Genomic DNA, 25,822 nt, shown 5'->3' with positions numbered 1-25,822 from the left:
GTACTACCGAATTATGTTCTCTGCAAAAAACGAATAAACTTTGTTAGACTTTGCGGTTTCTGTTTTCTACGTTTGATTATAAAATCTATCATGATTGTGTCAGACAGTTCTTGATATTGAACCGTTTTTATTTCTTTTCGATTATAAGCAACATCTGCCGGTAATATTGTGATTCCAAGTCCATCATGAACCGCTTGCAGAATAGATTCTAGAGAATCAAACTCCATAATAGTAGGATCATGGAAATAACTTTTGTTAGCGAAATCTATCATTTTGTTTCTGTAGATACAATTTATGTCACTATTAACAATTAACGTTTGATCATGTTGCTTTTCAAGTTGACTATGTTTAGGTGAAATGAGTACGATTTTCTCAAAATAACGATAAACGGTTTCAAACTGTGAGGAATTATACGCACTATTTATAAAAACACCATCAAGTTCTCCATAGGAAAGCATTTCTTGTAACCTTTGTTTATCATTCGTTCGTACCTTTACATCCATATTTTTTTGCTCCTTCAAAAAAGAAGAAAACAGCTGAGGAATTCTAACCGCAGAAATGGTTTGGGATGCACCTATTGTTATGGATTCTCTCCATTTTTGAGGACTAATGACTGACTTGGCTTCATCCATTAATAATATGATTTGATTTGTATACTCTAATAAAACGTTTCCCTTTTCGGTCAAAGTAACCCCTCTATTGTTACGCATAAATAATTTAACACCTAGTTCATCTTCCAAACTCTTAATTCGCTGACTGACATTAGGTTGTACGTAGCCCAATTTTTCAGCAGCTTTTGATACTGATTGCAGCTCTGCAACATGTTTAAAAATCCACAAATCATGACTTTCCAAGAATATATTCCTCCACTGGTATTATTTAAAATGATACCTACTTCATTTTTCAGTATTATATCCTTTATGTGTTCAAAAGTATAATTGAGCATATAAATCAAACAAAGTTAGGATGATTTAGAATGGAATTAAAGGATAAAGTAGTTATTGTAACTGGCGGTGGTACTGGTATAGGAAAAGCAACAGCTTTGAAATTAGCAAATGCAGGTGCAAAAGTGGTTATTAATTATAACCGTTCGGAAAAAGAAGCCGTCGAGGTTCTCAATGAGATTACACAACTAGGTGGCATAGCAATCGCTTATAAAGCGAATGTAGCGATAGAAAAAGAAGTGAATGATATGGTATCCCAAACGATTACATCATTAGGGACGGTGGATGGTTTAGTAAACAATGCAAGTATTACAGCTCAAATTGCTATGAATGACTTAGATGCCGTAACAGATGAAGTGTGGGATTCCCTTTTTAGTGTGAATGTGAAGGGAATGTTTCATTGTGTAAAAGCTGTTGTTCCTTATATGAAGAAGCAACAAGCGGGTGTAATTGTTAACATGGGCAGTGTAGCGGGAATGACCGGAATAGGTTCATCCATACCGTATATAGCCACAAAATCAGCTATTCACACAATGACAAAGTCATTAGCTATCGCATTGTCACCTTATATCAGAGTAAATAGTATAGCTCCTGGTGCAGTTGATACAAGGTGGTGGTCAGGTCATGAAGAGAAGATGTATCAACTTGCAGGTAACCTACCACTTAAAAGAATTTCAACGCCAGATGATATTGCGGAAGCTATTCTTTTTCAATTGACTCAAGAATCTGTCACAGGTCAAGTATTTACAATTGATAATGGTCAAACATTGTAAGATTAAACTTAACTCATTACACCCTTATACAATAATAGGGTGTTTGGTCTATTTTTATAGCTCATACCTCTATCTCTTCTTTAGTAACCAGCCGAATTCCCTTAAGGGAATTCGGCTGGTTGACGTACTTTCACTTAACATTACATTTCGAGGAGAAGCCACTTTACAATCATTGTTTAACCTACAATTTTACCGCTACTTAAGCTAAAATGTGACCGCCTTCTACATGAAGGACGGTTCCGGTCACGAAACTATTTTGGAGCAGGTATAGTACGCTTTGTGCAACGTCTTCAGCCCTTCCTATTCGTTTCACAGGAAGTTTGTTTCCGACCGTTGCATAGAACTGATTACGATCTTCTTCTAGCATTTTGCTGCGGGAAGGTGTATCAATGATACCGGGTGAAACGATGTTCACTCGAATCGGAGCAAGTTCTAAAGCCAAGGTCTGACCTAGATTCGAAATGGCCGCATTGACTGCACCCAAAATTGACGAACCAACCATCGATTTGTAGGCTACTACCCCAGAGAATAAAGTGATCGAACCATGTGGTAAGATTTTCGGTGCACCGTATTTAGCTGTGTAGTATTGGCCCCAAAATTTGTTTTCAAACAGTTGTCTGGCTTGGGCTGTATCCATTTGGAGGAATGACCCGCCGGATGTTTCAGCAGCGCTCACCACAAGATGGTTGAACGGGCCGACTTTTTCAAAGAAAGACTGAACTTGCTGTTCTTGTGTTGTGTCCAGCGTAAAAGCCGTAGCTTTATCGCCTAGTTGCTCAATTGCATTCTGTAATTTCCCTTTGGAACGGCTGGCAATAATAACTTTTGCTCCTTCGGCTATTACTTGTTTAGCTGTTTCAAGACCAATCCCCGAGCTTCCGCCGATAATTACCACTTTTTTATCTTGTAACATGTTTGTACCTCCTTGTAATTTTCCTTTATAGATTAAAAGTTCAATTCTTCTTTCAAATGTAGTTCAAGTTCTAATACAAATTTTCCAACTTTCGGATTTTTGATTACATCATAACAAGTGAAACTCTTTAAAGGTTTCATTCCGATGAATTTCTGCATGAGGTGCAAATGGCTTAATGCATCATCCAGGCTGTTCCCTTCAAAAAATTGAGTTGGATCATTAAATGCTTTTTCAGGAGCATTCCAGGTAGTCGAAAACATATATTTCTTTTTGGTCAGTAAACCTCCGCTTCCATATTGATCAGCACCCTTAAAAAACAAACCATAAGCATAAACCTCATCCATATACGTTTTCAATAAGCCTGGAACACTGAACCAATAGACAGGTGTTTGGTAAATGACAATATCAGCCCATAAAAACTTTTGCTGTTCTTCGTCAATTTTATATCCGTTTTGAACAATGGTTGTTTTTATATTGTTTTTTTCACTTAACAAGCTGACCATCTTGTCCATTAATGTTTGGTTTAAATTACCTTCCGCTGTACTATACCTTTGATGTCCGTTAATAATAAGTATATTTTTCATCTTTTTTCTCTCTCCTTTGATTGTTGGATTTCTCTCACTTATCAATTCCTCAAGAATGTGATGGAATAATAGGTTTATTGATATTATAAATATAGTAACTTTATTTAGGGAAGTAGTGATAAATAATTCATAAAGTTACCGAAAGTATACTTTTTTGATATGATAAAGAAAATTAATTAAAAAATGTTTTAGGAAGGATGTTTCAGATGAGTGTTATGGAGCCTGTCATACTGACCAAAGGAACACCAGGTGAGATTTGCCCTATAGCTAAAACGCTTGACGTAATTGGAACTAAATGGACATTTTTGATTATTCGGGATCTGCTTATCGAAGGAACAATGCGATTCAGTGAGCTATTGAAATCAATGGATGGAATTAGTCCAAAAACACTTTCACTACGCCTTAAGGAACTGGAGGATCATGGGATATTGGAAAGAAAGGTATTTCCGGAGGTTCCCCCTCGTGTGGAATATACATTAACAGAAAAAGGAAAACGATTAGAAAGTATTTTCATTGAATTAAAGAGGTTTGGATTATATTTATAAAAGAATTTACGAATGATTGAATCCATTTGTGAAAAATTAGGTTTTCCACTAGATAAAACACTAACTAGTGTGGAATATACGGGGAATACCTCTTCTGTTTCCATTTCATTAGCCTTACAGATAGCGATAAACGAAGGAAAGTTAAAAAATGGGGACACTCTTTTACTATAGGGATTTGGAGGTGGTCTTACACATGCTGTACATATCAATAAGTGGAATTTGGCAAAGGAATAAGAATTAAATCAAAAAAGGCTGAGCATAAATCAGATTTTTTCTGACTTATGTCCCAGCCTCTTTTTGCATCTTTTGTACTTATTCAGTCACGTCCTGTTCCATAGCTCTGATGGATTCAGCTACCTTAACCATCATGGAACATTCGATTCTCTTACGGAAGATGTCACAACTGAAGTCGTAGGTTCCGTTTAGGGAGCCGGTTGCATGCAGCGCGTTGGCAGGGCAGCCGCCACTGCAGTAGAGTTTCGCCCAGCAATCCTGGCATTCCGGCTTCGAGTAGCAGTTGCTCTCTTTAAATTGGCATTGCGTCTCTGGTTTTGTGATTCCATCCCAGATGTTGCCCAAGCTGTATTCTTCATCCCCAACGAACTGGTGGCAAGGGAAGAGCTCACCCCAGGGTGTAACTGCGAGATATTCGGTTCCTGAACCGCAGCCGGAAATTCTCTTTTGGATGCAAGGGCCTTCTGAGAGGTCAAGCATGTAATGGTAGAAGGTAAAGCCATTGCCTTTTTCCTCGCGACTCAGCATTTCCTTGGCGAGAATCTCATACTGGTTGTAAATCTCTGGGAGGTCTTCCTCGGTGAGCGCATAAGGTTCTCGTGGATCACAGATGACCGGTTCCATCGAGAGTTTGTCGAAACCAAGGTCTGCGATGTGAAAAATGTCATTGGTGAAATCGACATTGTTGTGGGTGTATGTCCCACGTACATAGTATTCTTTGTCTCCACGCTTTTCGATGAATTCCTGGAATTTCGGAACGATATGATCGTAGCTGCCCTTTCCAGTGATCGTTTTGCGAAGTCGGTCATGGACCTCTTTTCTTCCATCAAGACTCAATACGACATTGTACATTTCCTGATTCAAGAAATCGGTGACCTCATCGGTGAGCATCATGCCATTCGTCGTGAAGGTGAAGCGAAATGTCTTTTTGTACTCTTTTTCTTTGATTCTTGCGTAAGTGACAATCTGTTTGACAACCTTCCAGGCCATTAGTGGTTCTCCGCCGAAGAAGTCAACGTCGAGGTTTCGGTGATGACCGGAGTTTTCCAATAGGTAATCGATGGTTCTTTGGCCAACCTCATAGCTCATGATTGCTCTGTCTCCGTTGTATTTCCCCTGGCTTGCGAAGCAATATTCGCATGACAGGTTACAGGTATGCGCGACATTGAGGCAGAGGGCCTTTACATAAGTCTGGCGATTTCTCAAATCAATTGAAAGATCCTTATATTCATCCTCAGTAAAGAGTTGCCCATCATTTGTTAGCTTCTCGACGTCCGCGATGGTGTCCCGAATGTCCCCTTCGGAGATGTCGGAATCATATGCGTATTTTTCCAGCATCATTATCACGATTTCTTCCGTAGGAGTATTCTCATAAAGCGCGATGATTTCATAGGCGAGGTCGTCGACTACATGCACCGATCCACTGTAGGTATCGAGCACGATGTTGTATCCGTTTAGTTTATATTGATGAATCATACTTGATAATCAATCTCCTTTTGTCCATAAAAATTGCCGCCCATCTAGAAAGCAGTTGGGCGGCACAGTTCCTGTTTCCTATCTGTTTATTGTGTTTTCACACTTCTGATTTGCAATTCCGCAAGAAGTTTTGCAAGCCGACTGGCAAGATGTCTGGCATGCACCGCATCCACCGTGTTTTGCGGTATCCTTCAGATTACGAGTGCTCAGTGTTACGATTCTTTTCATAACGTGAAACCCCTTTTGACAGTATTTTTTAGTAGAATAAGAGTTAACCCTTGTGAATGATTTCACATAAATTCCAACAATAATTTTAACAACATCTTGGGGTCAAGTCAATCATTTCCAATGCCTTGATACTGCGGAAAATCCACTTGATTTGAATTTTCATTTCCTTCTCCGGTTACGCCATGTTTTTTGGCTAATGCAATGCCTTCACTATGGCGTTACTATCGTTCCCGAGAGAAGGGCTTTTGCAAATCGGTAGACTTCCATTGGCCGCTCGTCATAATTTGCACTTTTACCTCTACCTCTAAGGATGATGGCGAAAGTGAGATAGCGCCGTTCTTTTCGAGTTTTTTCCATGCTTCTACATTATTACGATATAGTATTTGCGAAAGCTGATAAGCATCAATTCCTTTTTTTAATCCAATTTTGTAGGTTCGTTCGACTTCCTTTTTCAGCTCTTGGGCAGCTAATGTATCTAAGGTTTTCACCGGCAAATATTTTACAACCTGAAAAATATCTCCTTCGATGTTAATCTTCATCCGAAAATGCGGTTCATGGTTCTTTATGTAGGCTTGTGTTTGGATTTTTGGTTTTCTCAATACGATTTCTGCAACGGGCTTCCCCTCTTTTTTTAATAGCATTGGTGCGCGTTTAAAATTTTTTTCCGTCCATTTTAAGCCTGATAAGTCCTTCTCTGACAAGTACCCTTTGTAGCGCTTCGATGCGACAAAAGCTGACCCGCTATACTTTAGTAGCGGAAAATCCTTTTTGTTTGATTTCCATTTTTTTTTCACAATAGATAAGTAAGGTATTTGTGTGGTCATCCCCGGCTCATAAAAGTAGGCCCGAAATTTGAAAAACTTCAAAGGACTAAAAAGGGAATAATTTTTTGTCATTTCATTTGGGATATCCATAACGGTAAAAAGGGGTGAGAGATTTAGGATGGTCCCGGTTGCCAACACATCCTGAACCGGTTCCTTTGTTCCAAACACCCACATCGTATTTCTAAACTGAAAGAAACGTGCTAAGAATTCATCAATTTGTCGTATATCTCCATTTTTTAGTACATTCTCAGAGAATACGATGGTTTTTATATGCTCCCAAGACACACTTTGTTGGGTCGTTTTATAAAAATCGAATGCTGAATGGTCTAAAATCTCCCCGCTTCCTTTTCCGATAAAAATTGGCTGTGGTGTTCGCATTGTGATTTCTTGTTTTGCAAAAGTTGAAAAATTGATAAATTGAGGGTATAGCACGTATTGATTGTCTTGAAAGTCAATTCCTAAGGCATTTATGTACCATACATGCTCCACTTCTCGTGTATCCCAACATCCGGTTAACAAAAAAACAGATGCAAATACAATAAGTAGCTTTTTTTGAAATAGAATTTTACTCATCCTTTTTACTCATCCTTTTTTTTCGTGCTATCGTTTGTATGAATCTCTTTCGGCCGTCTTAGCATCTTTTTAAAACGAACTCGGAATGTTGCAGGTATAACACTAGATGGGACAAGTGGAGAGTAGGGGGCCATAAACGGAACCCCAAAAGAGCGTAGGTTCACGAGATGAATAAAAATGATAAAGACTGCAAAGATGAGCCCTACTACTCCAAGTAAGGATGAGAGTATATAGACAAAATATCGGAGGATACTTAACGTTCCAGTTAGTGACTGATTGATCAAAGTAAAGGTTGAAACGACAGAAATAGCCATCATCACGACAATACCTGGGGAGGCAAATCCTGCGCTGATGGCAGCTTGGCCAATAATTAACCCGCCTACAACTGATAACGTTTGACCAACAGTAGTTGGGATCCTAAGTCCAGCCTCTCTCAGTAACTCAAATAAAAAAATCATCATGAAGCCCTCTAAAGTAGTAGGAAACGGAACTCCCTCTCTTGACAAAGCCAGTGTTGCCAACAACGTATAGGGAATTTGATCAGGATGATAGGCAGCTAAAGCAATCCAAAATCCTGGTAGGAAAACGGCTATAAGTAAGCTGAAGATCCGGAGGACCCTTCCGAAGCTTCCAAAAGGGGCCGTAGAATGCTGGTCCTCGGCATTATTTACGAAAAACACAAGGGTGACAGGTCCAACGGACGCAGTCGGTGAACCTTCCACTAATAGGAGGAAGCGACCATATAGTAAGCAATTTGTAGCATAATCAGGTCGTCCGGTGTATTCCAATAAAGGAAATATGGTGAAAGTTCGGTCGGTAATAAGCTCTTCAATTTGCGTAGCCGAAACCACGGCGTCGACATTAATTTCATTTAGTCGGGATCTTACTTGTGCTAAAATATCCTGCGAAATAACATCCTTCAAATAAAGAACAGCAACCTTCGTTTTACTTCTAGTTCCGATTACAAATTCTTCATAATTAAGGGAGCTTGTTTTCAATCTTTTACGAATTAGCCCTATATTGGTTTCCAGTTCTTCAACAAAACCATCCCTTCCTCCTTTCAGAGTTACTTCCGTACTAGGAGCTTCTACTGATCTTGCAGGTAGTTTAGCTAATTTGATTGAATAAGCCAGCTTAAATTCAGGGAGGAAAAAGAGAAATTCACCTTCAAAAACCATTTGGGCGAGTTCCTCCTGTGATAAATCTGACTTTATGGAAGCTATAGGAAAAACCATTTTCGACTCCAATTCTTTTGCATCACCGAAAAATCCATTTTCCAATATCTCATGAAGATGAGGCAATATCGTTCTTCTCAATTCCTTTGTATCAATAAGACTTTGACAATATACAGATAAAATAGAGAAAGAAAGTAAGCCTTTGCCGATTTGCTGTTTTTGGAAGAGGACATCTTTGGAACCTTCAAACCATCCCTTTAAAACTTCCTCATCACACTTGATCTTCATCTTATCTTGATCAGCTCGATTATTGCGCCTCATTCGATTTAACTCCTTTCTTTCTATTCACAAACATGGAGAGGATGGTCAAAAGTACAAAAAGAAAGAGCATTAATACAACCGTGCCAGGTAAAAATAGGCGGGATAAAAACGTATAAAAAGTGGTATCGTTAATGGACAAAATCGATAGCGCAGTGATCCATCCAAGAATAAAGAGCTGTAAGCCTGCATTTACCTTCTTATTTGTAATTTGAAGAAGATCTGGGATTAAAAAAGAAAGAAGAGACAAGCGGATGAAAGCTCCAACAAACCACTGATAAACGGATAAAAAGTCGAGATGCTCAATATAACGACCGATAGCAACAAGTCTCCATTCCTCAAAAGCTGGGTATCGTTGCTTAGCAGCTACGAACGGTCCAAACTCTGTGATAGCCCCGATCGTTGGTCCAAGAGTAAGTATTAAAAAAATGATTCCAATCCAAATCAAAGAAGTGAATTTTATTTTTGTCTTTATGTGATGCTGAATAAATAGGATAAAACCAAACTCGATAAATCCTGATATTGGATAGATTGTGCCTTTTATGACAGGTGAGATGCCATACTCCATATATGGTTTTAAAAAAGAGAAGTCTTTATTCGGGAAATTCGCTGTCATGACAAATAAACCTAAAATAAAAACGATCGGTAGAAGGATACCCGCTGTTAACCCAATGGATTGAATCCCGTGCTTGGCATTATAAAAACAGATAATAGAAAATGTAGCACCTAGAACTAGTTTAGGTGTCATCGGGAGATAAAACGATAAAAACGTTAATGTTTCCTTTAAAGTGACAACACTCAAGGAAAATAGGTATAGGAGAATAATAGCTGATAATGGATAGGCAACAAAAATCCCGAAGTTCCGCTTAATCCAAATAAACAGCTGTTCTCCATTCATACGTTTTTGGATAAAATAGAGAATCGGTAACAAGAATAGAAAAGAAATGCATGAGAGCAATATAGCAATCCAGGAATCACGGCCCGAAACGTCTAAAACCATAGGGATGATAATGACATGGTTAACAAGTCCGGTGCTGCCAATCAGGATCAATGACATTTGAAGTAAGCTTATGGTTTGGTTTTTCATTTATATTCTCCTAGAAAGCAACTTCGTTACCAGGATAGTGTAACCCTCTGGGATATTTTTTATTATTCCTTGGGTCAGCCCTTGACTTTATTGTCACAGCGAAAGGTGGAATACGGATTTGGGTGAGGGGGAGTCGAAAGTGAATTTTTTTCTTTCACATTCCAAGGAGTTTTACAAAAAAGATGGAATATATATATCTAATTATAATCTTTATTTAAGGCAGGTATAACTCAATGGATAAAGATACTCTTCGAACAGATCTAAGTAAAGAATATATCCACATGAAAGAACTGCTTCAGTCTCATGTCGAAACCACGACTGACACTATTTCTATTAGGGACTTGCAGGGAAATATACTTCTTGTAAATAGTGCCTTTGAAAAAATTTATGGCTGGATATACCAAGACCTGATAAATGACCCCTACTGCCTGGTACCTGAAAATTTAATAAACGAGACGAAAGAAATATTTCAACAGATTAAATTCTCTGGAAAGAAAATTTCGGGATATGAGACCGTACGTAACCGAAAAGATGGTACGTTTGTTCAGGTAGGTCTAACAGCTTCCCCAATACGAGATACAGTAGGGAATATCGTTGGCACCTCTGTTATAGCCAGAGATATTACAGACCGTAAAAAGGCTGAAGAAGCATTGCTTGAAAGCGAGGCCAAATACCGGATACTAATTTAAAAGAGATTGTAGCTGTTTTAATCAAACGTTTGGTTAACAATTTTGAGGCCAGAATCCTGTCGATGTATGTAGATTCACTTAATCCAATGACTCTATTTGAAATCTGGAAAAGTAAGTAAATCCTATCAAATAAAGCTAAAATAGGCACGATTGGAGATAAAGAGTTAAACAATCGATTCCGAGCAGTTGTAGTCTTTTAGCAATGTGAAAAGAGTACGCAGAAACGGAATTTTTTTTTACTTTATTTTCAACTTCCTGCTTTTTTTTTATAAAAAACTGTTTATAATTATCTTAACATTTTATACTTTAATACCTTTCAGATACTTATCACTCAATTTAGGGGCGCTGAGCATGGGGATACCGACACTGTTAATAAATGCCTTTATTATTATCCTTTGTATTTTTTTCTACCAAATATTTTGGTTAGATAAAGATGGAAAAGAAGCACGTAATGATGTATTAATTTCCTTTCTTGCATCTATTGCAATCGTTCTTTGTATGACGTTCCCCTTTAAGTTTAATTCCGGATACATATATGATTTACGGCTTATCCCAATCCTTTTAGCCGTTCTCTATGGTGGATTTAGAAGCTTTATTTTCATCACCTTTGTATTTGTTTCTTACCGTTTTTATTTGGGTGGAAACGGAGTATTCCCTGCAGTTATTGTATATTTTATGGCCACTTCCATTACTATGCTATCACAATATTTTCTAGCTGGTTTTTTAAAAAAAAGAAGAATATTGTTCAGCGTATTGCTTATTTCTCTTTGCACTATTTCCTTTTCCATCTTCGCTTTAATGAACCAAATGCGGATAAGCGCTAAAGTTCATCCTGATTTTATTCACTTTTTATCCAACTTTATAGTAATCAATATTCTCACTGTTTTGTTATCTCTTTATCTAATTGAAGGAATGATCGAAAGGTTTAAAATGAAAGAAAAAATTCACCGTACAGAAAAATTTATTGTCACTAGTGAATTAGCTGCGTCTATCGCTCATGAAATAAGGAACCCGTTGACTACGGTATATGGATTTATGCAAATGTTTAGTAATAACGAAATCTCCGAAACACAAAAAGACGAATATATGCAAGTCATACTAATGGAGTTAGAAAACACCCAACTCGTTATTAACGATTATTTATCCCTTATAAAACCACAAAATGTTGTGAAAGAATTATTAGATATCAGATCAATCGTCCATCAAGTAATAGATGATATATTACCGATGGCTAGCCTATATAATGTTAAAGTTGAATGCGATATTATTAGTTCCCTTTATATTAATGCCAACACAGTTAATATAAAACGGTGTTTAATTAACATTGCAAAAAATGGGATTGAAGCCATGACTAATGGAGGGAAACTACGAATTAATGTGAGAAGGATAAAGAATAATATTGTGATTGATATTATTGATTCAGGTATTGGAATGTCGCTTGAGGAGATAAAGCGAATCGCTATGCCGTTTTATTCTTTAAAAGAGAAGGGAACCGGGCTAGGCACTATGATTTCATACGGGATTATTAAAGAATTAAATGGAGATATAGAAATAAAAAGCGAAAAAGGAAAGGGAACAAAGTTTTCTATTATTCTTCCTTCTTCATAAAAGATGTCGATAATAACTTACAAATTATCAATCTTTATTATAAATAACTCAACTTTCGCAGAGTGAAATTGGTAAATAAACCTTGATATAAATAGGAGGGCCAGAAATAGTTGTTCAATTCAACCGAAAAAGGTATGGCGCAGTCCTTGGTCGCTAAAAGCCGACTTGAGTTTAGGAGGAGATCAAATGGAAATCAACTTACCCCATGCTAATTTAAATTCTTTGCTAAACATAGACCTATCTCTGAATGAAATTACGGATATAAATCTTTTTGATAATAATTTCAAAGAAATTCCAGAAAAAATCTATAAAATGAACCATTTAAAAGTGTTAAATATTTCTGCGAATAAGCTTGAAAAAATTTCTGCTAATATAAAAAATTTGAAAGAACTTAGAATGATGGACTTAGGACATAATCTGATTGAAATAATTCCTTCAGAAATAGAATATCTTGTGAATTTAGAGGATTATTTATATCTTCACAATAATAAATTCCAAACGATACCTCCTGAAATTAAAAGCCTTAAAAAGTTAAAATATTTAAATCTAAGTGATAATAATTTGAGTGAGTTACCTAGAGAAATTGGTGAATTAACCAACCTGATAGAGTTACGCTTAATGAATAACAATCTTAATAAAATACCTGAGAGCTTTAGCAGGTTAACCAATATGAGAGAGCTGCATCTGAAAAATAATCAACTCAGCATTCTCCCAGAAATATTTGAAAATATGACGTTATTGCGAGTTTTAGATATGGAAGAAAATAAAGTAAAACAACTTCCGAATTCACTCAACCAATGTAAAAAATTAAGACGGTTGAATTTGAGAAATAATCAATTGACTACTTTACCCGATGGAATTGGAAAGCTAGTAAATTTATTGGAATTAGATTTAAGGAGTAATCAATTGATTGAATTGCCGGATTCTTTGATGGAAATTAAAGGGTTAGAACGCTTAGATTTAAGATGGAACCATAACTTGAAAATCCCGAAATGGTTAAAAATGTTAGAAGAAAAAGGGTGTATAGTTTATTTATAAACAAGCTTTCATTAATATATTTAACAAAAGGGTGCACCAGTTCTATATGGAATTTAAAAATAATCAAACTTAATCTAAATATACCATTTTCAAAATGCATCACCTAAAAAACCCTTTAACGGAATGTTCAACTTTCCATTAAAGGGTTTTTTTACAAGTATCAATAAATTTGGTTACTAGCAAGCTTTGTTTCTCGCTTTTTCTTGTGCAAATCGCTATTTTATGGGTAACATGGATGTCTTGGACATGTACTCTTGCTAATTGATTATTTTCAACATATTCACGTACAACAAGGGATGATATAAAATTTGCTCCATAGCCCGCCATTACTGAACGAATTGTTTCATTTAATCCGTTGAATTGCAACGCTACCTTGGGTGGTTTTACTTGGTAGGTTTGACATAGTGAAAAAAGATGTTCTCTCATTGAGCTTCCTTCTTCACGCATAATAAAAGGTTCCTTCACCATTTCAGCTAATGAAATGCGTTGATTTGCAAATGGATGTTTAGGAGAAACAACAAACCAAAGCTCATCTTCAAGTAATTCTTCCCATTCAACTTCCTCTGGTCTTTCCGAAATACCTCCTCCATATATGGCAACATCTGCTTTATATTGCTTTAGTTGCTCAAATGCTTCTTTAGTATTCGTTGTTGTAATAACTAAATCGACATCTTCATTTGCTGCCTTAAAAGTAGCTGCCCATTTAGGAATCAAGAAATTAGCAGGTAAATAGGTAGCAACAATATGAATTTTTCCTTTCTTGGCAAGACGATAATCTTCAATAAATGATTCAATATGTTCTTCAAAAGCAAAAAAATTATGTCCTTTTTCCGCTAACTCTTTCCCGAACTCCGTTAATAGAACACCTCGTCCATGTTGCTTAAATAAGGGAATCCCTATTTCCTGTTCGAACTTTTTTATCTGGCTGGAAACAGCAGGTTGACTGATTCGCATCAATTCAGCTGCTTTAGTGAAACTACCAGTAATAGCTACTTGGTAAAACAGCCTAAGTCCATGGATATTCATTTTATCACTCCGACTTATAAATAAAAATTATAGGTATGTAAAAATAATATATTATATTTATGATTTATTTTATCATAAACTATACTTATAAGAATGATAAAAAAGATAGATAAAGGAGATATAATCATGGGTAATGACTTAATATGGAGTGAAATGGATGAGTATTTCATTGATAAACTAATCCCATTTGATTCAACTCTACAACATGTATTAAGGACAAATAAAGAGGCTACCATACCAGAAATTGATGTGTCACCAACACAAGGAAAGCTGTTGTATTTATTAGCTAAAATTTCGGGAGCAAGGAATGTATTAGAAATCGGTACCCTTGGTGGTTACAGCAGTATATGGCTTGCACGTGCGCTACCTGAAACAGGAAAAGTATACACACTTGAAGTTGAACAAGAGCATGCAAAAATAGCTGAGCAGAATATTCGACATGCAGGCTGTCAGAATAAAGTAGAAGTAATTGTAGGAAAGGCACTTGATACTTTGCCTGACTTAAAAGAAAAAGGAGTAACCCCATTTGACTTAATCTTTATCGATGCAGATAAACCCAATAATCCACATTATTTAAAATGGGCATTAAAATTGGCTAAGTCAGGGGCCCTCATTATTGCTGATAATGTAGTACGAAACGGAGAAGTAATTGACGAAAAAAGTAAAGATGAACGAGTGCAGGGAATACGCCAATTTATGGATTTATTGGCAAACGAACCTCGAATCGAGTCTACAGCTATTCAAACAGTTGGTACTAAAGGGTATGACGGTTTTGTGATTAGCGTTGTAAAATAAACTCATATTAAGTGAATTTCTGATCGACATTAGAATATGAGTGGATGGCAATATTGAAGAACACTGCTAGAAAATTGATCAACTTTTTTCACAAGAATAATTTTTTAAAAATTTTAAGAGCATGTTTTACCCTTGATTAGAATAAATTAGCCTAGATCATAAACAATAAAAGAAACAAGTGAAATAACTTTTTAGATTAACTAAAGAATAAGCAAAATCCCTTCAAATTCAGAAGGGGTTTTTTAGCATTAACCTCATACCATTAAAAATCATTCCTGTTATATATATCTTTCTATTGATCAATTTATGAGATGAAGCTTGAAAGGCTACATTTTTCTTATCAAGTACCATTTTAATCCTAGTTATACGAGATAAATAACACCAACAATCTTAATGGTGTAAAATAATCCCTTTTTTTAATGGGACAAATCGTGAAGGTTTTTTTGTTATGAAGCCGAACTATGTAATAAAATGCATGTAAGAATATCTAACAGTGTTGTTGTAAGCAAATAGTTCTTCCAGTTAAATTGAGGTGGTAGGATATTATATGATGATGAGGTGTTTGTATTGGTTAGTGCTATTAAAATAGAACAATTAAAAACAGTTGGAGAACATCTTGATGAGCTTTCAGAACTTCTGATACAAGTAGTAGAAGATGGTGCATCTATTGGCTTTTTACCACCATTGAAACTTTCAGAGGCTAAAAAATATTGGGAAAACGTATTAAACCCTGAAATAATTCTATTTGTCGCTAAAATAAGCAATCAGATAGTCGGAAGTGTACAAGTACATTTATGTACGAAGCAGAACGGTGGTCACAGAGCCGATATCGCAAAATTAATGACACACCCTCATTATCGACGAAATGGTATTAGTAAATCACTAATGCAGAAGGCTGAGGAAAGAGCAAAGCAGGAGGACAGGTCATTATTAGTTCTCGATACAAGAGAGGGAGATCCTTCTAACCACCTGTATCTTTCAATAGGTTTTATTCGTGCTGGACGGATTCCCAACTATGTGAAATCGACAAATGGTGAATCACAGGCAACTATTATCTATTACAAAAGCCTCTGTTAACCTGATTGGGAATCCGAGTTTAATCACTTATTCTCTATCTTTCACGATCAACACATAGTTGGAATGATTTGGATTGCCAAGAGAATGTAAGTAGTTGAATAAGAGGAGGATGGTCTCGTTGGAGAGAAGAGCATTACTGGTATCTCCATTACCAGAATATGAACAAGAAATTGGCCGATGGATATGGTGTTTAGAAGATGTTCGCCGTACTCTTATAACAGAAATAACTGGAATCAGCCAAAGTGTACTCGATACAAAAATGGATGAAAGACAAACCATTGGCTCGCTGTTATATCACATTGCATTGATCGAGGCGGATTGGTTATATGTTGAAGTCCTTGGTGCTGAATGGGATCCCGAAATACGCTCGTTGTTTCCGTTAGAAGACCGTACTGAAGACGGCTCAATGACTCACATTGAGGGTCAAAGTTTAGAAGAACATTTTTACCGACTTAATAAGGTGCGTGAAGTATTTCTTTCCCACTTTCGTTCAATGGACCTAACGGATTGGCGTAAACCGAGGGTACTTGAACATTATGACGTTACACCTGAGTGGGTTGTATACCATTTGATTGAACATGAATCACATCATAGGGGTCAAATTTTCCAATTGCTTAGGAAGTATAAAAATTTATTATAAAAGCGATAAAATAGCATATAATTCGGGAATCCATTTTAATCAAGCCTTGATTATAATGGATTCTTTTACCTATCGTTAACATTTGAGCATTATTTGACTTTACGTGCAGGGGGAGCATGTAGAAACATTAAGTAAATTTGCTTTAGGGGTGGTGTGGGGAATTCCTGCAACAGTGGTTATGTTGGTGATTATTGGAATATCTCTACATCATTCTCTACATCTTTTTGTTTCGTTAGGTTTAGGGATGGGAGGATGGCTTATATTTTTATTTGCTCAATCCATGATCGTAAAACTTTTTGTTTAAATGATACTAAAATAATGGATTAGAAAATGTTTACGAATAATAAAGTTGATTCATTTATTATCAAGTCGTTTAAAAGATAATAAAGTTCTTTAATATGAAGCCGATACTTGAATATAGTGTCGGCTTTTTTAAACATTGATTATAATAATTGTATAGAAAATTCGGCAATCGAATCTTCAATAAACGGGCAATTTTATTCAAGATGAATCAGAATAAAACACCATAATATTCTTGCAAGAGTTTTTGCTATGAAAGAAGTGTCAAAAACATTAATTCAAGACTAGGAGAGGGCAATGTTAGCTAACTTAAATGACTACTTAAAAGATTTAATGGTGTATATTCCTGAAGGAGAAACTCGCCTACGAGATTTTCGAAACGAGCAAAAATGGATTAGTTCAAACTATAAATTTGGAATGCCGGGTATTAGAAAAAATTTAAAGGAAGTTATTTGGAATGTTGAGATAGAGCCATTTTATCTTGCCAAATATACGGTGACAGAAGAATTCTATGAGATTATTATGGGAAAGAAATCTGTAACAACGACTGAGGCTCGAAAACCTGTTGTTAATATTTCATGGATAGATGCAGTGAATTTTTGTAATTTACTGTCTGATGCGCTGGGCTATGACAAGTTTTATGATTTTGATAATGAAAGTAAAGAAGTTGTTTGCAATTATGGTACTAATGGTTTTCGTTTACCGACAGATGCTGAATGGCAATATGCATGTAAGGCAAAATCAAGAGGATATCGGTATGGTGAAATTGATGAAATTGCTTGGTATAAAGATAATTCTAACGAACGAGTACACAAAGTTGGTGAGAAAATGCCTAATGAATGGGGCTTGTATGATATGGTTGGGAATGTTTGGGAGTGGTGTTGGGACTTATACGATGAAGAGACCTTTGGTACTTACAGAATAATTCGCGGAGGAAGTTGGGCGGAAGAAGAACGTGGATGTGGAGCTACTTGTCGCCGTAAGAGTATGCCTGATTTTTATATAGATGATATCGGATTTAGAATTGCTAGATCAATCATTTGATTTCTGAATTAATATATATAATTAAAATTAAGGACTCCATTTGGAGCTTTGTGTGTCAGTTTGTTTTATGCTAAAGTATCCTTAATTAAAGGAAAAAACGTGCTAGAGGTGATGTAAAGTGTTAGAACGCTCTATGGAGAATGTTTGGGAATTAAGAGGAAGAAAGGAAGTGTTGTAAAGGAGAGCTTTTACTTTATTAGTAGCTCTTCTCAAAAAAAAAGAAAAGAGGACTATTACAATGAACAAATATCAAAGTATAAGCAGTGATGGATTTAAACTGAATTATTGTATAAAGGGAACCGGAAGACCCATATTGGTGGTAGGCAGCAGCGTGTATTATCCTCACCTATTCTCGGAAGATTTATATGAAACATTCCAGTTTATTTTCCTTGATCATAGAGGATTTGTGAAGCCGCCCCGGGTTCTGGAGTCAGAAGATTATACATTGGACAAAGTGTTAGATGACATAGAAATAGCAAGGCAAACTCTTTGCTTAACAGATTTTATTATATTGGGGCACTCAGGACACGCTTTCATGGCTTTGGAATATGCAAGAAAATATCCTGAACATGTTCAAAAAGTTGTCTTGTTAAATTCAGCACCTACAAATAGTCAGAAAAGGCAGCGTCAAAGCTTTGCATTTTTTAATGAGACTGCAAGCCCAGAAAGAAAGAGGCAGTTTGAAAAGGATATTGCTCTATTAGAAAGTGACATCCAGAAAGACCCTGAGCGGCGATTTGTCCACATGTGTATTCGTATGGGGGCGCAAAGTTTTTATGACTATACATTTGATGCAGCTTACATGTGGGAAGGCGTATATACGAATATGCCAATCATAGATTATCTGTGGGGAGAGGCGTTCGGAGAACTAAATCTTATACAGTCCCTGAACACTTTCAATAAACCAGTATTTATTGGTTTAGGAAGATATGATTATTTGGTAGCGCCTGTTTCACTTTGGGATGCTATTGATGACACGAATAAAAACGTGAAAAAAGTGATTTTTGAACATAGTGGGCATAATCCGATGTTTGAAGAACCTCAATCCTTTGACAGAGAACTAATCAAGTGGATTTGTGAGGGCAAATAAAGATTTCATCTATGATTACGAAAAAACACTAAGTAGATTTTTCTTAGTGTTTTTTTATGTTGATGGATGTTCCCTTTTGTTAGGTTAATCATGTTGTTTAGAAAACGAAAATCGTAATCGTCGCTGGTACAGATTTTAATTGCTTAATTAATTGCCATTTTTTCTGTAAAAATAGTGGCGTTGGTTTTTTCTATGCAACTTGCAGAGTAAAGAAAGAGCCAGTTTCCAGCAGCTTTAAAGCAGCAGGAAACTGGCTCTTTTCTCGGGACTTTTGGAATCAATCGATTGTCGTTAAGGTCTAAAATGCCCAGTCTCCATTACGGAAGATAGGAACAATGGTGCCATCCTGTTTGATGCCGTCAATATCCATCTTGTTAGAACCAATCATGAAGTCAACGTGAACAATGGAAGTATTCATACCATGTTCTAATAATTCTTCTTGACTCATTTTCGTACCACCTTGAATGGTAGTAGGGTAAGCTGCACCGATTGCTAAGTGATTGGATGCATTCTCATCAAATAGAGTCGTAAAGAAGGTAATGCCAGATTGAGAAATGGGAGATGGGTCTGGAACGAGAGCAACTTCACCCAAGCCAGTTCCGCCTTCGTTGTCAAAAACCAATTTCTTAATGGTTTCATCCCCTTTTTCAGCAGAAATATCTACAATTTTTCCATCTTTAAAGTGCACTTCAATGCCTTCAATTAATGTACCAGCATAGCTTAGTGGTTTTGTGCTACGTACAACACCTTCCATGCGATGTGTATCAGGTGCCGTGTAGACTTCTTCTGTAGGCATGTTGGCTATAAATTCATCCCCTTTTGGATTACTACTTTCTGCACTTGCCCAAATATGGTTCTTTGGTAAGCCTAAAGTTAAATCCGTACCAGGTGCTGTGTAGTGCAAAGCATCAAATTGGATTTCATTTAATTTCGCTGCTTTTTCATTCAACGTTTTTTTATGTTCATCCCAGGCAGCAATTGGGTCATCCGAATAGACACGACAAGTTTTAAAGATTTGATCCCATAAGGCATCGACTTGTTCTTCGGAAGTGTTCATGTCAGGGAACACTTGTGCAGCCCAACCAGCGCCAGCTGCAGCGGCAACGGTCCATTTCAAATCATCATTTTGCGTTGCAATACGTTGGGCATGGAACGCCTTTCCAGCAACATTTTGATAGGCAGCAATTTTAGCAGGATCGACTTCATTCAATAAGCCTGGATCACTTGATACAATAGAAAGACGACTTACGCGATGATTTAATACATGGTCTTCGGATTCTTGAATTTCGTATTCAGGAATGTCGGTCAACACTTCGACAGGTTGATGTAAGTAATGTTGTTTACTAATTTCATCGTCTGACCATTTGACGATGACCTTTTCAGCACCTAATGCATAAGCCTCTTTGGTGATTAAACGGGCTAAAGGAGCTTGATCAACGGTAATGGTCATTTTTACCCAATCACCAGGTTGAACATTAATGCCTTTTGCCACTAAAAGTTGTGCATATTTTTGTAAGTTTTCATTAAAATTTGCTAGGACCATTTTCTTTACCCCCAATAGTTTATTCCTATCAACCATACTAGCACAGATATACATAATTTTCTGCAGGTAAGTGAGGTAAAACGCAGTAAGTAATCGAGCGGAAATTGTAGCACGGCGTGGCTCACGTGGTAGCGATTGACCCTTTTTTTTCCATAGATGCTGGTCTTTTTAATATTCTTTTGCTAATAATAAGATAAAGAATTGAAAAGAAAGAAGGCATTAATTTGTTCAGAAAATGGGAATTTCTCCTCTTATTAGTCGTCATCATTGTAAGTGCTTGTGCGCCAAGTCAGTCTAAGAATCAGGCTCCAGCTGAAAAGACTATTCCGGTAACAGGGGTGCTTCCAAAAATTGATCATATCGTTATTGTTGTCGAAGAAAATCGGTCACAAAAAGCGATTGAAGGGAATCCGTCTGCTCCCTATATCAACTCACTAATGAAGCAGGGAGCAAATTTAACGAACTTCCATGCTATTGAACACCCAAGTCAGCCTAACTATTTGGACTTGTTCTCCGGGTCAAACCAAGGTGTGACAAATGATAAAGTTCCAAAAACGAAATTTTCTACAGATAATTTGGCCAGTGAGTTGATTGCTAAAAATTATTCATTTGTTGGCTATTCAGAAGATCAGCCTTCCACTGGCTATAATGGGGCATCAACTGGTCCCGGAGGTTATGCCCGTAAGCATAATCCTTGGGTAAACTTCACAAATGTACCAAAAGAAGTAAATCAGCCATTGACGAACTTTCCAAAGGATTTTACCAAACTGCCGACGGTTTCATTTGTTATACCGAATCTTCGGAATGACATGCATGATGGAACGATAAAGGAAGCAGACGATTGGCTGAAGGAAAAGATCAATCCTTATGTCCAATGGGCGAAAAATCATAACAGTTTATTGATTGTGACCTGGGACGAGGACGATTATTCACAAGACAACAAAATCGCGACCTTTTTTGTCGGACCAATGGTAAAGACAGGCCAATTTGATGAAAAGTTAAATCACTATAACCTTTTAAGAACCATCGAGGATCTATACAGTTTAGCTCATGCGGGGGAAAGTAAGACGGTCGAACCCATTATGAAAATATGGAAATAACACAAAAAAGTGCTTTTAAAAGAAGCACTTTTTTGCATTTAGATATCTGTAGAGTTCGTAATCCAGAGAATCTACGGCCAGCAATGGCAATGATTACTGGTAAAATTAATTCCATATGAATAGATAATCGTTCTATACGAGCTCTCAATCCTAAAATAAATTGAACAATTCTTCTTCCCCATCCATCTAATAAGCACAGAGAAAGGAGGGAAATATGTGAAAGCAATGGTTTTGAATGCTGGAAAAACAATAAATGGAAAAAATGATTATGTCTCTTTAGCTAAGCAAGGTGATAAAGAAGCATTTATATACTTAATCCAAGAGAACAAAACAAATTTATATCGCGTGGCCAAAGCCATGCTAAAACATGAAGCAGATGTCGAAGATGCTATGCAGATGACGATTATGAAAGCCTACGAACAAATTAAACGACTCAAGAAAGATAGGTATTTTAAAACATGGTTAATTCGCATCCTTATTAATCAATGTAATGATACATTAAGGGCCAAAAAGAAAGTCATATCACTTGAAAATGTATCTAAAGAAGTAGGCATTCATGAAGACTCTTATCAAGATATGGATATTCAAGCAGCTATATATTCTTTGAAGGATGAACTCAAATCCGTTACGGTTCTATTTTATTATGAAGATTTGACAACAAAAGATATTGCTAGGCTGCTAAAAATCCCTGAAGGAACAGTAAGATCGAGACTTTCAACAGCCAGAGTATTGCTGCAAAAACGTTTAAAATTTAGCGAGGGAGAAAAGGAGTGAACCCTGAATATGAGCAACGAATTTGATGAACAAATAAAAGAATGTCTCTTAAAGGAACGAGTGATGATTCCAAGCGGTACTGAAGGGAAAATCCTTACGACTTTAGAAAGTTTGCCTAAAAAAAAGAAAAGGAATCCAGGTAGACTTGTTGCTGCCTCGATTCTGGCGGTTGGAGCAGCCGTATTTCTGACAATCAACATTCAGACATTGGCCGATAATATTCCGATTCTTAATTCAATCCAAAAGCATTTCCAATTGGATAATGGGTATGAAAAAGTGATGGAGGAGTCTACCCTTTCTAAAGAAAGTAATGGCACAAATATCACCATTACAAACACTGTTTTTGATGGGGTTGAATTGTTAGTTTCCTATAAAGTGGAAGGCAAAACGGCATTTGTTACGAAACCAACTCTATTTTCAGATAGCACCTCTATTAATGGTGAAAGTGAAGGATTGGTAGAAGCGAGAGATGAATACGGGGAATTCCAGGATAAAGCTCATAAAATTTATGAGGGTGTCACCCGTTTTACAGTTACGTCGGGAAGCCTTGATCGGAAAGTCAGAAACGAGAAGAAACCGGAAACCATTGATGTTGCTAAACTTCCCGATCAATTTACCCTTCAGTTACATATCGACAAACTGGGGGGGCCAGATGGGGACATTTTTGGTAAATGGGCATTTGATCTGCCAATTGTAACGCAAAAAGCAAAGGACTTTGTAAAGGAAGTAACAATAAATAAGGATTTATCATCTCTTTTCCCGAATACAGAACTAGAAAAAGTGGTTGTGACCCCAATGAGGATCTATTTACAAGGTATAGTAGATGAGAAATATTCCAATCTTGATTATATTGTTGTGGATAATGACGGAGAAACAAGGAAATGGCTTGGTGGGCAAGCAAGAGAATATACTACTGGTAAGATGGCTAGCCAAAGTTATTTCGAAAATGCCGGAGGCGTACCAAAATCGATTACGGTCATTCCATATAGGCTAGATAAATTACACAGTGGTTTTGTCATGAAATCAGGTGTTCGGTTAAACAAAGAAGGGACAACGACTGTTCCTTTGAATCAAGATAAAAACCTAACGATTACAAAAGTATTCGAGAAAGATGGTAAAACCTATCTATACTATATTTCAGATTATCCTGTTAATGATTATTTGCCCATTCTATTAGTAGACGAAGATGGTATGATGCATAATAGGGTTTTAAACGAAAGCATTAAGTCGCCGAAAGGAAAGGAATCAGTGTTAGTTTTTAACGAAAGTCTTTTGAACAAGGAGCTCAATGTGTTTAATCCTAACACTGTTTACTATGACCAGGCATTTACTATAGAAATTAAATAATAAACTAAAAAGGTCAGTCCCCCGTTGCGTTAAAGTCGCGGGGGACTGACTCTTTTTCACGGATTAATACAACGAAATGGTAAATATTCCAAAAAGGAGTTGTGTTAGGATAAAATGTACATCGATGAATTGGAAAGTGAACCGTGGGTTGATAGCAATGGATCTTTAGATAGATAAATAATTTTTTAGTTCATTATTATGCAACGTTTCCACTTTCTCATTCGACTTAATGATGAAAAGGAGGGGAAATGCAACAATGGAAATAGCAAAATTAGTAGAAAAGGCGAAGAAGGGTAATGATGAAGCATTTGAACAACTGATTAGTTCTGTTCGCTCTAAATTGTATAGGACTGCCTATTCATACGTTAGAAATGAACAAGATGCTCTTGATATTTATCAAGAAACGATTTACAAAGCCTACATTTCACTAAAAAAATTAAAAAAGGCGGAGAGTTTTCAAAGTTGGATTACAAGGATACTAGTTTTCAAGTGTATTGATTTTGTTCGAAAAGAATCGCGGCATTTTACTACAGATAATGAGGAGATATTTGCTGAATTAATTTCTAAAGAAAGCGTTGATTACATAGCCCATTCAATAGATTTATCCAAAGCCTTAAAATATTTGGATCCAAAATACAAGACAATTATTTTATTGAGGTATTATCACGATTTTTCCATTAAGGAAATTGCCGCCATTATGAATTACCCGGAAGGAACAGTAAAATCACACTTACATCGAGTGCAAAAAGAATTAAGGCCAATTTTAAAGGAGGGCTATATTTATGAATAAAGAATACTTTAATCAATCTATCGATAAAATTGAAGTACCTCTTGAGAAATTAATAGCGAGAGAGAAGACAGCTATGTCCTATGCCAAGAAAAGGCATAAGGTTGGCAGAACAACGAAGCACTCGATTCTAATAGCATGCGGTTTATGTATTACCTTATTCGGCTCTGGATTTGTTTCATCGGGAATGGCTGCAGCGTTATCAAATATACCACTCATCGGGCCGATTTATGCTGAGTTCAGTGATATTGCATCTGACAAAATAAAGCGGGACAAACTTGCGACAGTGATTGAAAAACAGGATAGTCATAATGGCCTAACAATGACAGTGAAAGAAGCCGCTTACGATGGCGGCCGGTTAATCGTAACGGTTGTGTATACAGGAGAGAAAGAACTTTCACTCAAGGAAGGAAATGTCGGCTTTAATTATGTAACGATTAATGGACAACCATTTAAATCAGCGATCGGCTCAACTGGACAGGATTCCATTAACTCAAAAACGATTATTGAGCATCACCAATTCACGCTTGCTAATTACGATGAATACGGCGACAAAATTGAGATAGCTGTCCATGGGGAAGATTTGTTTGGCCATAAAGGTAAATGGAAGGTGGACTTCCCACTTGAAAAAGTAAAAGGTGATATGCACGAGTTCTATCCCGGTGTGAAAACTGAAAAGGGTAACGGAGTTTATACGTTAACAGCTGACAAAGTAACATTTACACCTCTTTCAACAAGAATAGACGTAACGGTCGATTACCCCACTGAATTGGACGAAAACGATACATGGAAATGGTTTGAATTCTCTGTAGTTGATAATCATGGCCGCGTATATGATCGACTAAAACTGCAAACAGGCATGGCTGGAAACTACGGCCACCATATGGTTCTGACATTGCCTCCAATGGATACGATACCAGAATCACTCACACTCAAGCCAGCAGATATAAACAATGAAGGGTTTAATGAAGAAATAAAGGAATTAGAACTTGTCGTTCCTTTGGATAAAAAGAAATAAAGGTAATTAGAATCAGTTTTCATATTTGAGCAAATGGTTGAGAGCATGGTGTGGAGAACTTCAGTATTGAAGGAACACAGAAAATGTTTCCTATTATCTTTCTTATAAGAATTAATGAAAAATTATCAGGACGTAAACAAGTAACAAACCAGTCCAAAAAACTAATCAAACGTTTGATTAAAACGCTGGAAGCGTTGGTATGACTGGCATGGAAAAACTAAACAAACGTTTGATTAAAACGTTGGAAGCCTTGGTATGTCTGGCATACCAAA

Annotated in this window: 25 protein-coding genes and 2 pseudogenes; 16 read left to right on the top strand and 11 right to left on the bottom strand. The window is 36.7% G+C overall.

Annotated elements, in window-relative coordinates:
• Positions 1 to 11: 11 nt before the first annotated feature.
• Positions 12 to 854 (bottom strand): LysR family transcriptional regulator, encoded by an 843-nt coding sequence (locus RTR43_RS12230; protein WP_312472234.1) that lies wholly within the window; start codon positions 852 to 854, stop codon positions 12 to 14.
• A gap of 122 nt (positions 855 to 976) precedes the next feature.
• Here RTR43_RS12230 and RTR43_RS12225 point away from each other — a divergent pair, with 122 nt between their 5' ends.
• Positions 977 to 1,717 (top strand): SDR family NAD(P)-dependent oxidoreductase, encoded by a 741-nt coding sequence (locus RTR43_RS12225; RefSeq protein ID WP_312472232.1) that lies wholly within the window; start codon positions 977 to 979, stop codon positions 1,715 to 1,717.
• A 199-nt stretch (positions 1,718 to 1,916) separates the two neighbouring features.
• Here the strand turns inward: RTR43_RS12225 and RTR43_RS12220 are convergent, their stop codons facing one another.
• Both RTR43_RS12220 and RTR43_RS12215 read right to left on the bottom strand, forming a co-directional pair.
• Positions 1,917 to 2,630, bottom strand: coding sequence for an SDR family oxidoreductase (locus tag RTR43_RS12220; RefSeq protein WP_312472230.1), 714 nt, complete (start codon positions 2,628 to 2,630; stop codon positions 1,917 to 1,919).
• A gap of 32 nt (positions 2,631 to 2,662) precedes the next feature.
• On the bottom strand, positions 2,663 to 3,214 hold the full coding sequence (locus RTR43_RS12215; protein ID WP_312472227.1) for an NAD(P)H-dependent oxidoreductase: 552 nt from the start codon (positions 3,212 to 3,214) through the stop codon (positions 2,663 to 2,665).
• A gap of 206 nt (positions 3,215 to 3,420) precedes the next feature.
• Here RTR43_RS12215 and RTR43_RS12210 point away from each other — a divergent pair, with 206 nt between their 5' ends.
• On the top strand, positions 3,421 to 3,759 hold the full coding sequence (locus RTR43_RS12210; protein WP_283921184.1) for a winged helix-turn-helix transcriptional regulator: 339 nt from the start codon (positions 3,421 to 3,423) through the stop codon (positions 3,757 to 3,759).
• A gap of 3 nt (positions 3,760 to 3,762) precedes the next feature.
• Positions 3,763 to 3,993, top strand: a pseudogene (locus tag RTR43_RS12205) (3-oxoacyl-[acyl-carrier-protein] synthase III C-terminal domain-containing protein); the annotation flags it as partial.
• Positions 3,994 to 4,071: 78 nt separating this feature from the next.
• Here RTR43_RS12205 and scfB read toward each other — a convergent pair.
• The 5 genes from scfB to gerXB all read right to left on the bottom strand — a co-directional run bounded on the left by scfB (position 4,072) and on the right by gerXB (position 9,674).
• The gene (gene scfB / locus RTR43_RS12200) at positions 4,072 to 5,469 is read right to left on the bottom strand and encodes a thioether cross-link-forming SCIFF peptide maturase (protein WP_312472224.1); all 1,398 of its coding nucleotides are present in this window, start codon (positions 5,467 to 5,469) and stop codon (positions 4,072 to 4,074) included.
• Positions 5,470 to 5,547: 78 nt separating this feature from the next.
• Positions 5,548 to 5,697 (bottom strand): six-cysteine ranthipeptide SCIFF, encoded by a 150-nt coding sequence (scfA, locus tag RTR43_RS12195; RefSeq protein WP_248734889.1) that lies wholly within the window; start codon positions 5,695 to 5,697, stop codon positions 5,548 to 5,550.
• A gap of 221 nt (positions 5,698 to 5,918) precedes the next feature.
• Positions 5,919 to 7,094 carry a spore germination protein GerXC gene (gerXC, locus tag RTR43_RS12190; protein WP_312472221.1) on the bottom strand — a complete coding sequence of 392 codons (1,176 nt, stop codon included), beginning with the start codon at positions 7,092 to 7,094 and terminating at the stop codon, positions 5,919 to 5,921.
• Between the two features lie 5 nt (positions 7,095 to 7,099).
• The gene (gerXA, locus tag RTR43_RS12185) at positions 7,100 to 8,590 is read right to left on the bottom strand and encodes a spore germination protein GerXA (protein WP_312472219.1); all 1,491 of its coding nucleotides are present in this window, start codon (positions 8,588 to 8,590) and stop codon (positions 7,100 to 7,102) included.
• Entirely contained in the window at positions 8,577 to 9,674 is a 1,098-nt protein-coding gene (gene gerXB, locus RTR43_RS12180) for a spore germination protein GerXB (protein ID WP_312472217.1), read from the bottom strand. Before gerXB ends, gerXA begins: the two co-directional genes overlap by 14 nt.
• Positions 9,675 to 9,907: 233 nt before the next feature.
• Here gerXB and RTR43_RS12175 point away from each other — a divergent pair, with 233 nt between their 5' ends.
• The 3 genes from RTR43_RS12175 to RTR43_RS12165 all read left to right on the top strand — a co-directional run bounded on the left by RTR43_RS12175 (position 9,908) and on the right by RTR43_RS12165 (position 13,009).
• A complete protein-coding gene (locus RTR43_RS12175; protein ID WP_312472215.1) occupies positions 9,908 to 10,363 on the top strand; it encodes a PAS domain-containing protein in 456 nt (151 codons plus the stop codon).
• Positions 10,364 to 10,714: 351 nt separating this feature from the next.
• Entirely contained in the window at positions 10,715 to 11,971 is a 1,257-nt protein-coding gene (locus RTR43_RS12170; RefSeq protein WP_312472212.1) for an ATP-binding protein, read from the top strand.
• Positions 11,972 to 12,157: 186 nt separating this feature from the next.
• Entirely contained in the window at positions 12,158 to 13,009 is an 852-nt protein-coding gene (locus RTR43_RS12165; protein ID WP_312472209.1) for a leucine-rich repeat domain-containing protein, read from the top strand.
• A gap of 138 nt (positions 13,010 to 13,147) precedes the next feature.
• Here RTR43_RS12165 and RTR43_RS12160 read toward each other — a convergent pair whose 3' ends face one another.
• A complete protein-coding gene (locus RTR43_RS12160) occupies positions 13,148 to 14,035 on the bottom strand; it encodes a LysR family transcriptional regulator (protein ID WP_312472208.1) in 888 nt (295 codons plus the stop codon).
• Between the two features lie 126 nt (positions 14,036 to 14,161).
• Between RTR43_RS12160 and RTR43_RS12155 the strand changes: the two genes are divergently transcribed.
• Positions 14,162 to 14,830, top strand: coding sequence for an O-methyltransferase (locus RTR43_RS12155; RefSeq protein ID WP_312472207.1), 669 nt, complete (start codon positions 14,162 to 14,164; stop codon positions 14,828 to 14,830).
• A 267-nt stretch (positions 14,831 to 15,097) separates the two neighbouring features.
• On the opposite strand, the pseudogene RTR43_RS12150 reads toward RTR43_RS12155, so the two are convergent.
• Positions 15,098 to 15,237, bottom strand: a pseudogene (locus RTR43_RS12150) (LysE family translocator); the annotation flags it as partial.
• 160 nt (positions 15,238 to 15,397) lie between these two features.
• Here RTR43_RS12150 and RTR43_RS12145 point away from each other — a divergent pair.
• From RTR43_RS12145 to RTR43_RS12125, 4 genes are all read left to right on the top strand, one after another.
• Positions 15,398 to 15,907: a GNAT family N-acetyltransferase gene (locus RTR43_RS12145; RefSeq protein ID WP_312472206.1), complete on the top strand. Its 510-nt coding sequence runs from the start codon at positions 15,398 to 15,400 to the stop codon at positions 15,905 to 15,907.
• Between the two features lie 118 nt (positions 15,908 to 16,025).
• Positions 16,026 to 16,547 (top strand): DinB family protein, encoded by a 522-nt coding sequence (locus RTR43_RS12140; RefSeq protein WP_312472205.1) that lies wholly within the window; start codon positions 16,026 to 16,028, stop codon positions 16,545 to 16,547.
• Positions 16,548 to 17,144: 597 nt separating this feature from the next.
• Complete coding sequence (locus RTR43_RS12130) at positions 17,145 to 17,891, top strand: formylglycine-generating enzyme family protein (RefSeq protein WP_312472204.1); 747 nt, start codon at positions 17,145 to 17,147, stop codon at positions 17,889 to 17,891.
• Between the two features lie 238 nt (positions 17,892 to 18,129).
• Positions 18,130 to 18,981, top strand: coding sequence for an alpha/beta fold hydrolase (locus RTR43_RS12125; protein WP_312472202.1), 852 nt, complete (start codon positions 18,130 to 18,132; stop codon positions 18,979 to 18,981).
• A 298-nt stretch (positions 18,982 to 19,279) separates the two neighbouring features.
• Here the strand turns inward: RTR43_RS12125 and RTR43_RS12120 are convergent, their stop codons facing one another.
• Entirely contained in the window at positions 19,280 to 20,524 is a 1,245-nt protein-coding gene (locus RTR43_RS12120) for an aminopeptidase (RefSeq protein WP_312472201.1), read from the bottom strand.
• A gap of 224 nt (positions 20,525 to 20,748) precedes the next feature.
• Here RTR43_RS12120 and RTR43_RS12115 point away from each other — a divergent pair, with 224 nt between their 5' ends.
• The 5 genes from RTR43_RS12115 (at position 20,749) to RTR43_RS12095 (ending at position 25,550) form a co-directional block, all read left to right on the top strand.
• On the top strand, positions 20,749 to 21,624 hold the full coding sequence (locus RTR43_RS12115; protein WP_312472199.1) for an alkaline phosphatase family protein: 876 nt from the start codon (positions 20,749 to 20,751) through the stop codon (positions 21,622 to 21,624).
• A gap of 225 nt (positions 21,625 to 21,849) precedes the next feature.
• Positions 21,850 to 22,398 carry a sigma-70 family RNA polymerase sigma factor gene (locus RTR43_RS12110; RefSeq protein ID WP_312472296.1) on the top strand — a complete coding sequence of 183 codons (549 nt, stop codon included), beginning with the start codon at positions 21,850 to 21,852 and terminating at the stop codon, positions 22,396 to 22,398.
• A gap of 9 nt (positions 22,399 to 22,407) precedes the next feature.
• Positions 22,408 to 23,745, top strand: a complete 1,338-nt coding sequence (locus RTR43_RS12105) for a DUF4179 domain-containing protein (protein WP_312472197.1) — start codon at positions 22,408 to 22,410, stop codon at positions 23,743 to 23,745.
• A 256-nt stretch (positions 23,746 to 24,001) separates the two neighbouring features.
• Positions 24,002 to 24,535: a sigma-70 family RNA polymerase sigma factor gene (locus RTR43_RS12100; RefSeq protein ID WP_312472194.1), complete on the top strand. Its 534-nt coding sequence runs from the start codon at positions 24,002 to 24,004 to the stop codon at positions 24,533 to 24,535.
• Complete coding sequence (locus RTR43_RS12095) at positions 24,528 to 25,550, top strand: DUF4179 domain-containing protein (RefSeq protein WP_312472193.1); 1,023 nt, start codon at positions 24,528 to 24,530, stop codon at positions 25,548 to 25,550. The genes RTR43_RS12100 and RTR43_RS12095 overlap by 8 nt, the downstream gene beginning before the upstream one ends.
• The last annotated feature ends 272 nt before the right edge of the window (positions 25,551 to 25,822 follow it).

This window comes from Neobacillus sp., assembly GCF_031988165.1.
GTDB lineage: Bacteria > Bacillota > Bacilli > Bacillales > Cytobacillaceae > Neobacillus > Neobacillus rhizosphaerae.
This window is presented reverse-complemented; position numbering and strand designations above follow the sequence as displayed.

What these genes read in the sequence shown, in the direction of transcription:
- scfB (WP_312472224.1), bottom strand. Translation starts at nt 5,469, where the DNA reads ATGATTCATCAATATAAACTAAACGGATACAACATCGTGCTCGATACC.
- gerXA (WP_312472219.1), bottom strand. Translation starts at nt 8,590, where the DNA reads ATGAGGCGCAATAATCGAGCTGATCAAGATAAGATGAAGATCAAGTGT.
- RTR43_RS12175 (WP_312472215.1), top strand. Translation starts at nt 9,908, where the DNA reads ATGGATAAAGATACTCTTCGAACAGATCTAAGTAAAGAATATATCCAC.
- RTR43_RS12155 (WP_312472207.1), top strand. Translation starts at nt 14,162, where the DNA reads ATGGGTAATGACTTAATATGGAGTGAAATGGATGAGTATTTCATTGAT.
- RTR43_RS12100 (WP_312472194.1), top strand. Translation starts at nt 24,002, where the DNA reads ATGGAAATAGCAAAATTAGTAGAAAAGGCGAAGAAGGGTAATGATGAA.
- RTR43_RS12125 (WP_312472202.1), top strand. Translation starts at nt 18,130, where the DNA reads ATGAACAAATATCAAAGTATAAGCAGTGATGGATTTAAACTGAATTAT.
- gerXC (WP_312472221.1), bottom strand. Translation starts at nt 7,094, where the DNA reads ATGAGTAAAATTCTATTTCAAAAAAAGCTACTTATTGTATTTGCATCT.
- scfA (WP_248734889.1), bottom strand. Translation starts at nt 5,697, where the DNA reads ATGAAAAGAATCGTAACACTGAGCACTCGTAATCTGAAGGATACCGCA.
- RTR43_RS12225 (WP_312472232.1), top strand. Translation starts at nt 977, where the DNA reads ATGGAATTAAAGGATAAAGTAGTTATTGTAACTGGCGGTGGTACTGGT.
- RTR43_RS12220 (WP_312472230.1), bottom strand. Translation starts at nt 2,630, where the DNA reads ATGTTACAAGATAAAAAAGTGGTAATTATCGGCGGAAGCTCGGGGATT.
- RTR43_RS12120 (WP_312472201.1), bottom strand. Translation starts at nt 20,524, where the DNA reads ATGGTCCTAGCAAATTTTAATGAAAACTTACAAAAATATGCACAACTT.
- RTR43_RS12165 (WP_312472209.1), top strand. Translation starts at nt 12,158, where the DNA reads ATGGAAATCAACTTACCCCATGCTAATTTAAATTCTTTGCTAAACATA.
- RTR43_RS12130 (WP_312472204.1), top strand. Translation starts at nt 17,145, where the DNA reads ATGTTAGCTAACTTAAATGACTACTTAAAAGATTTAATGGTGTATATT.
- RTR43_RS12215 (WP_312472227.1), bottom strand. Translation starts at nt 3,214, where the DNA reads ATGAAAAATATACTTATTATTAACGGACATCAAAGGTATAGTACAGCG.
- RTR43_RS12105 (WP_312472197.1), top strand. Translation starts at nt 22,408, where the DNA reads ATGAGCAACGAATTTGATGAACAAATAAAAGAATGTCTCTTAAAGGAA.
- RTR43_RS12095 (WP_312472193.1), top strand. Translation starts at nt 24,528, where the DNA reads ATGAATAAAGAATACTTTAATCAATCTATCGATAAAATTGAAGTACCT.
- RTR43_RS12210 (WP_283921184.1), top strand. Translation starts at nt 3,421, where the DNA reads ATGAGTGTTATGGAGCCTGTCATACTGACCAAAGGAACACCAGGTGAG.
- RTR43_RS12170 (WP_312472212.1), top strand. Translation starts at nt 10,715, where the DNA reads ATGGGGATACCGACACTGTTAATAAATGCCTTTATTATTATCCTTTGT.
- RTR43_RS12160 (WP_312472208.1), bottom strand. Translation starts at nt 14,035, where the DNA reads ATGAATATCCATGGACTTAGGCTGTTTTACCAAGTAGCTATTACTGGT.
- gerXB (WP_312472217.1), bottom strand. Translation starts at nt 9,674, where the DNA reads ATGAAAAACCAAACCATAAGCTTACTTCAAATGTCATTGATCCTGATT.
- RTR43_RS12110 (WP_312472296.1), top strand. Translation starts at nt 21,850, where the DNA reads ATGGTTTTGAATGCTGGAAAAACAATAAATGGAAAAAATGATTATGTC.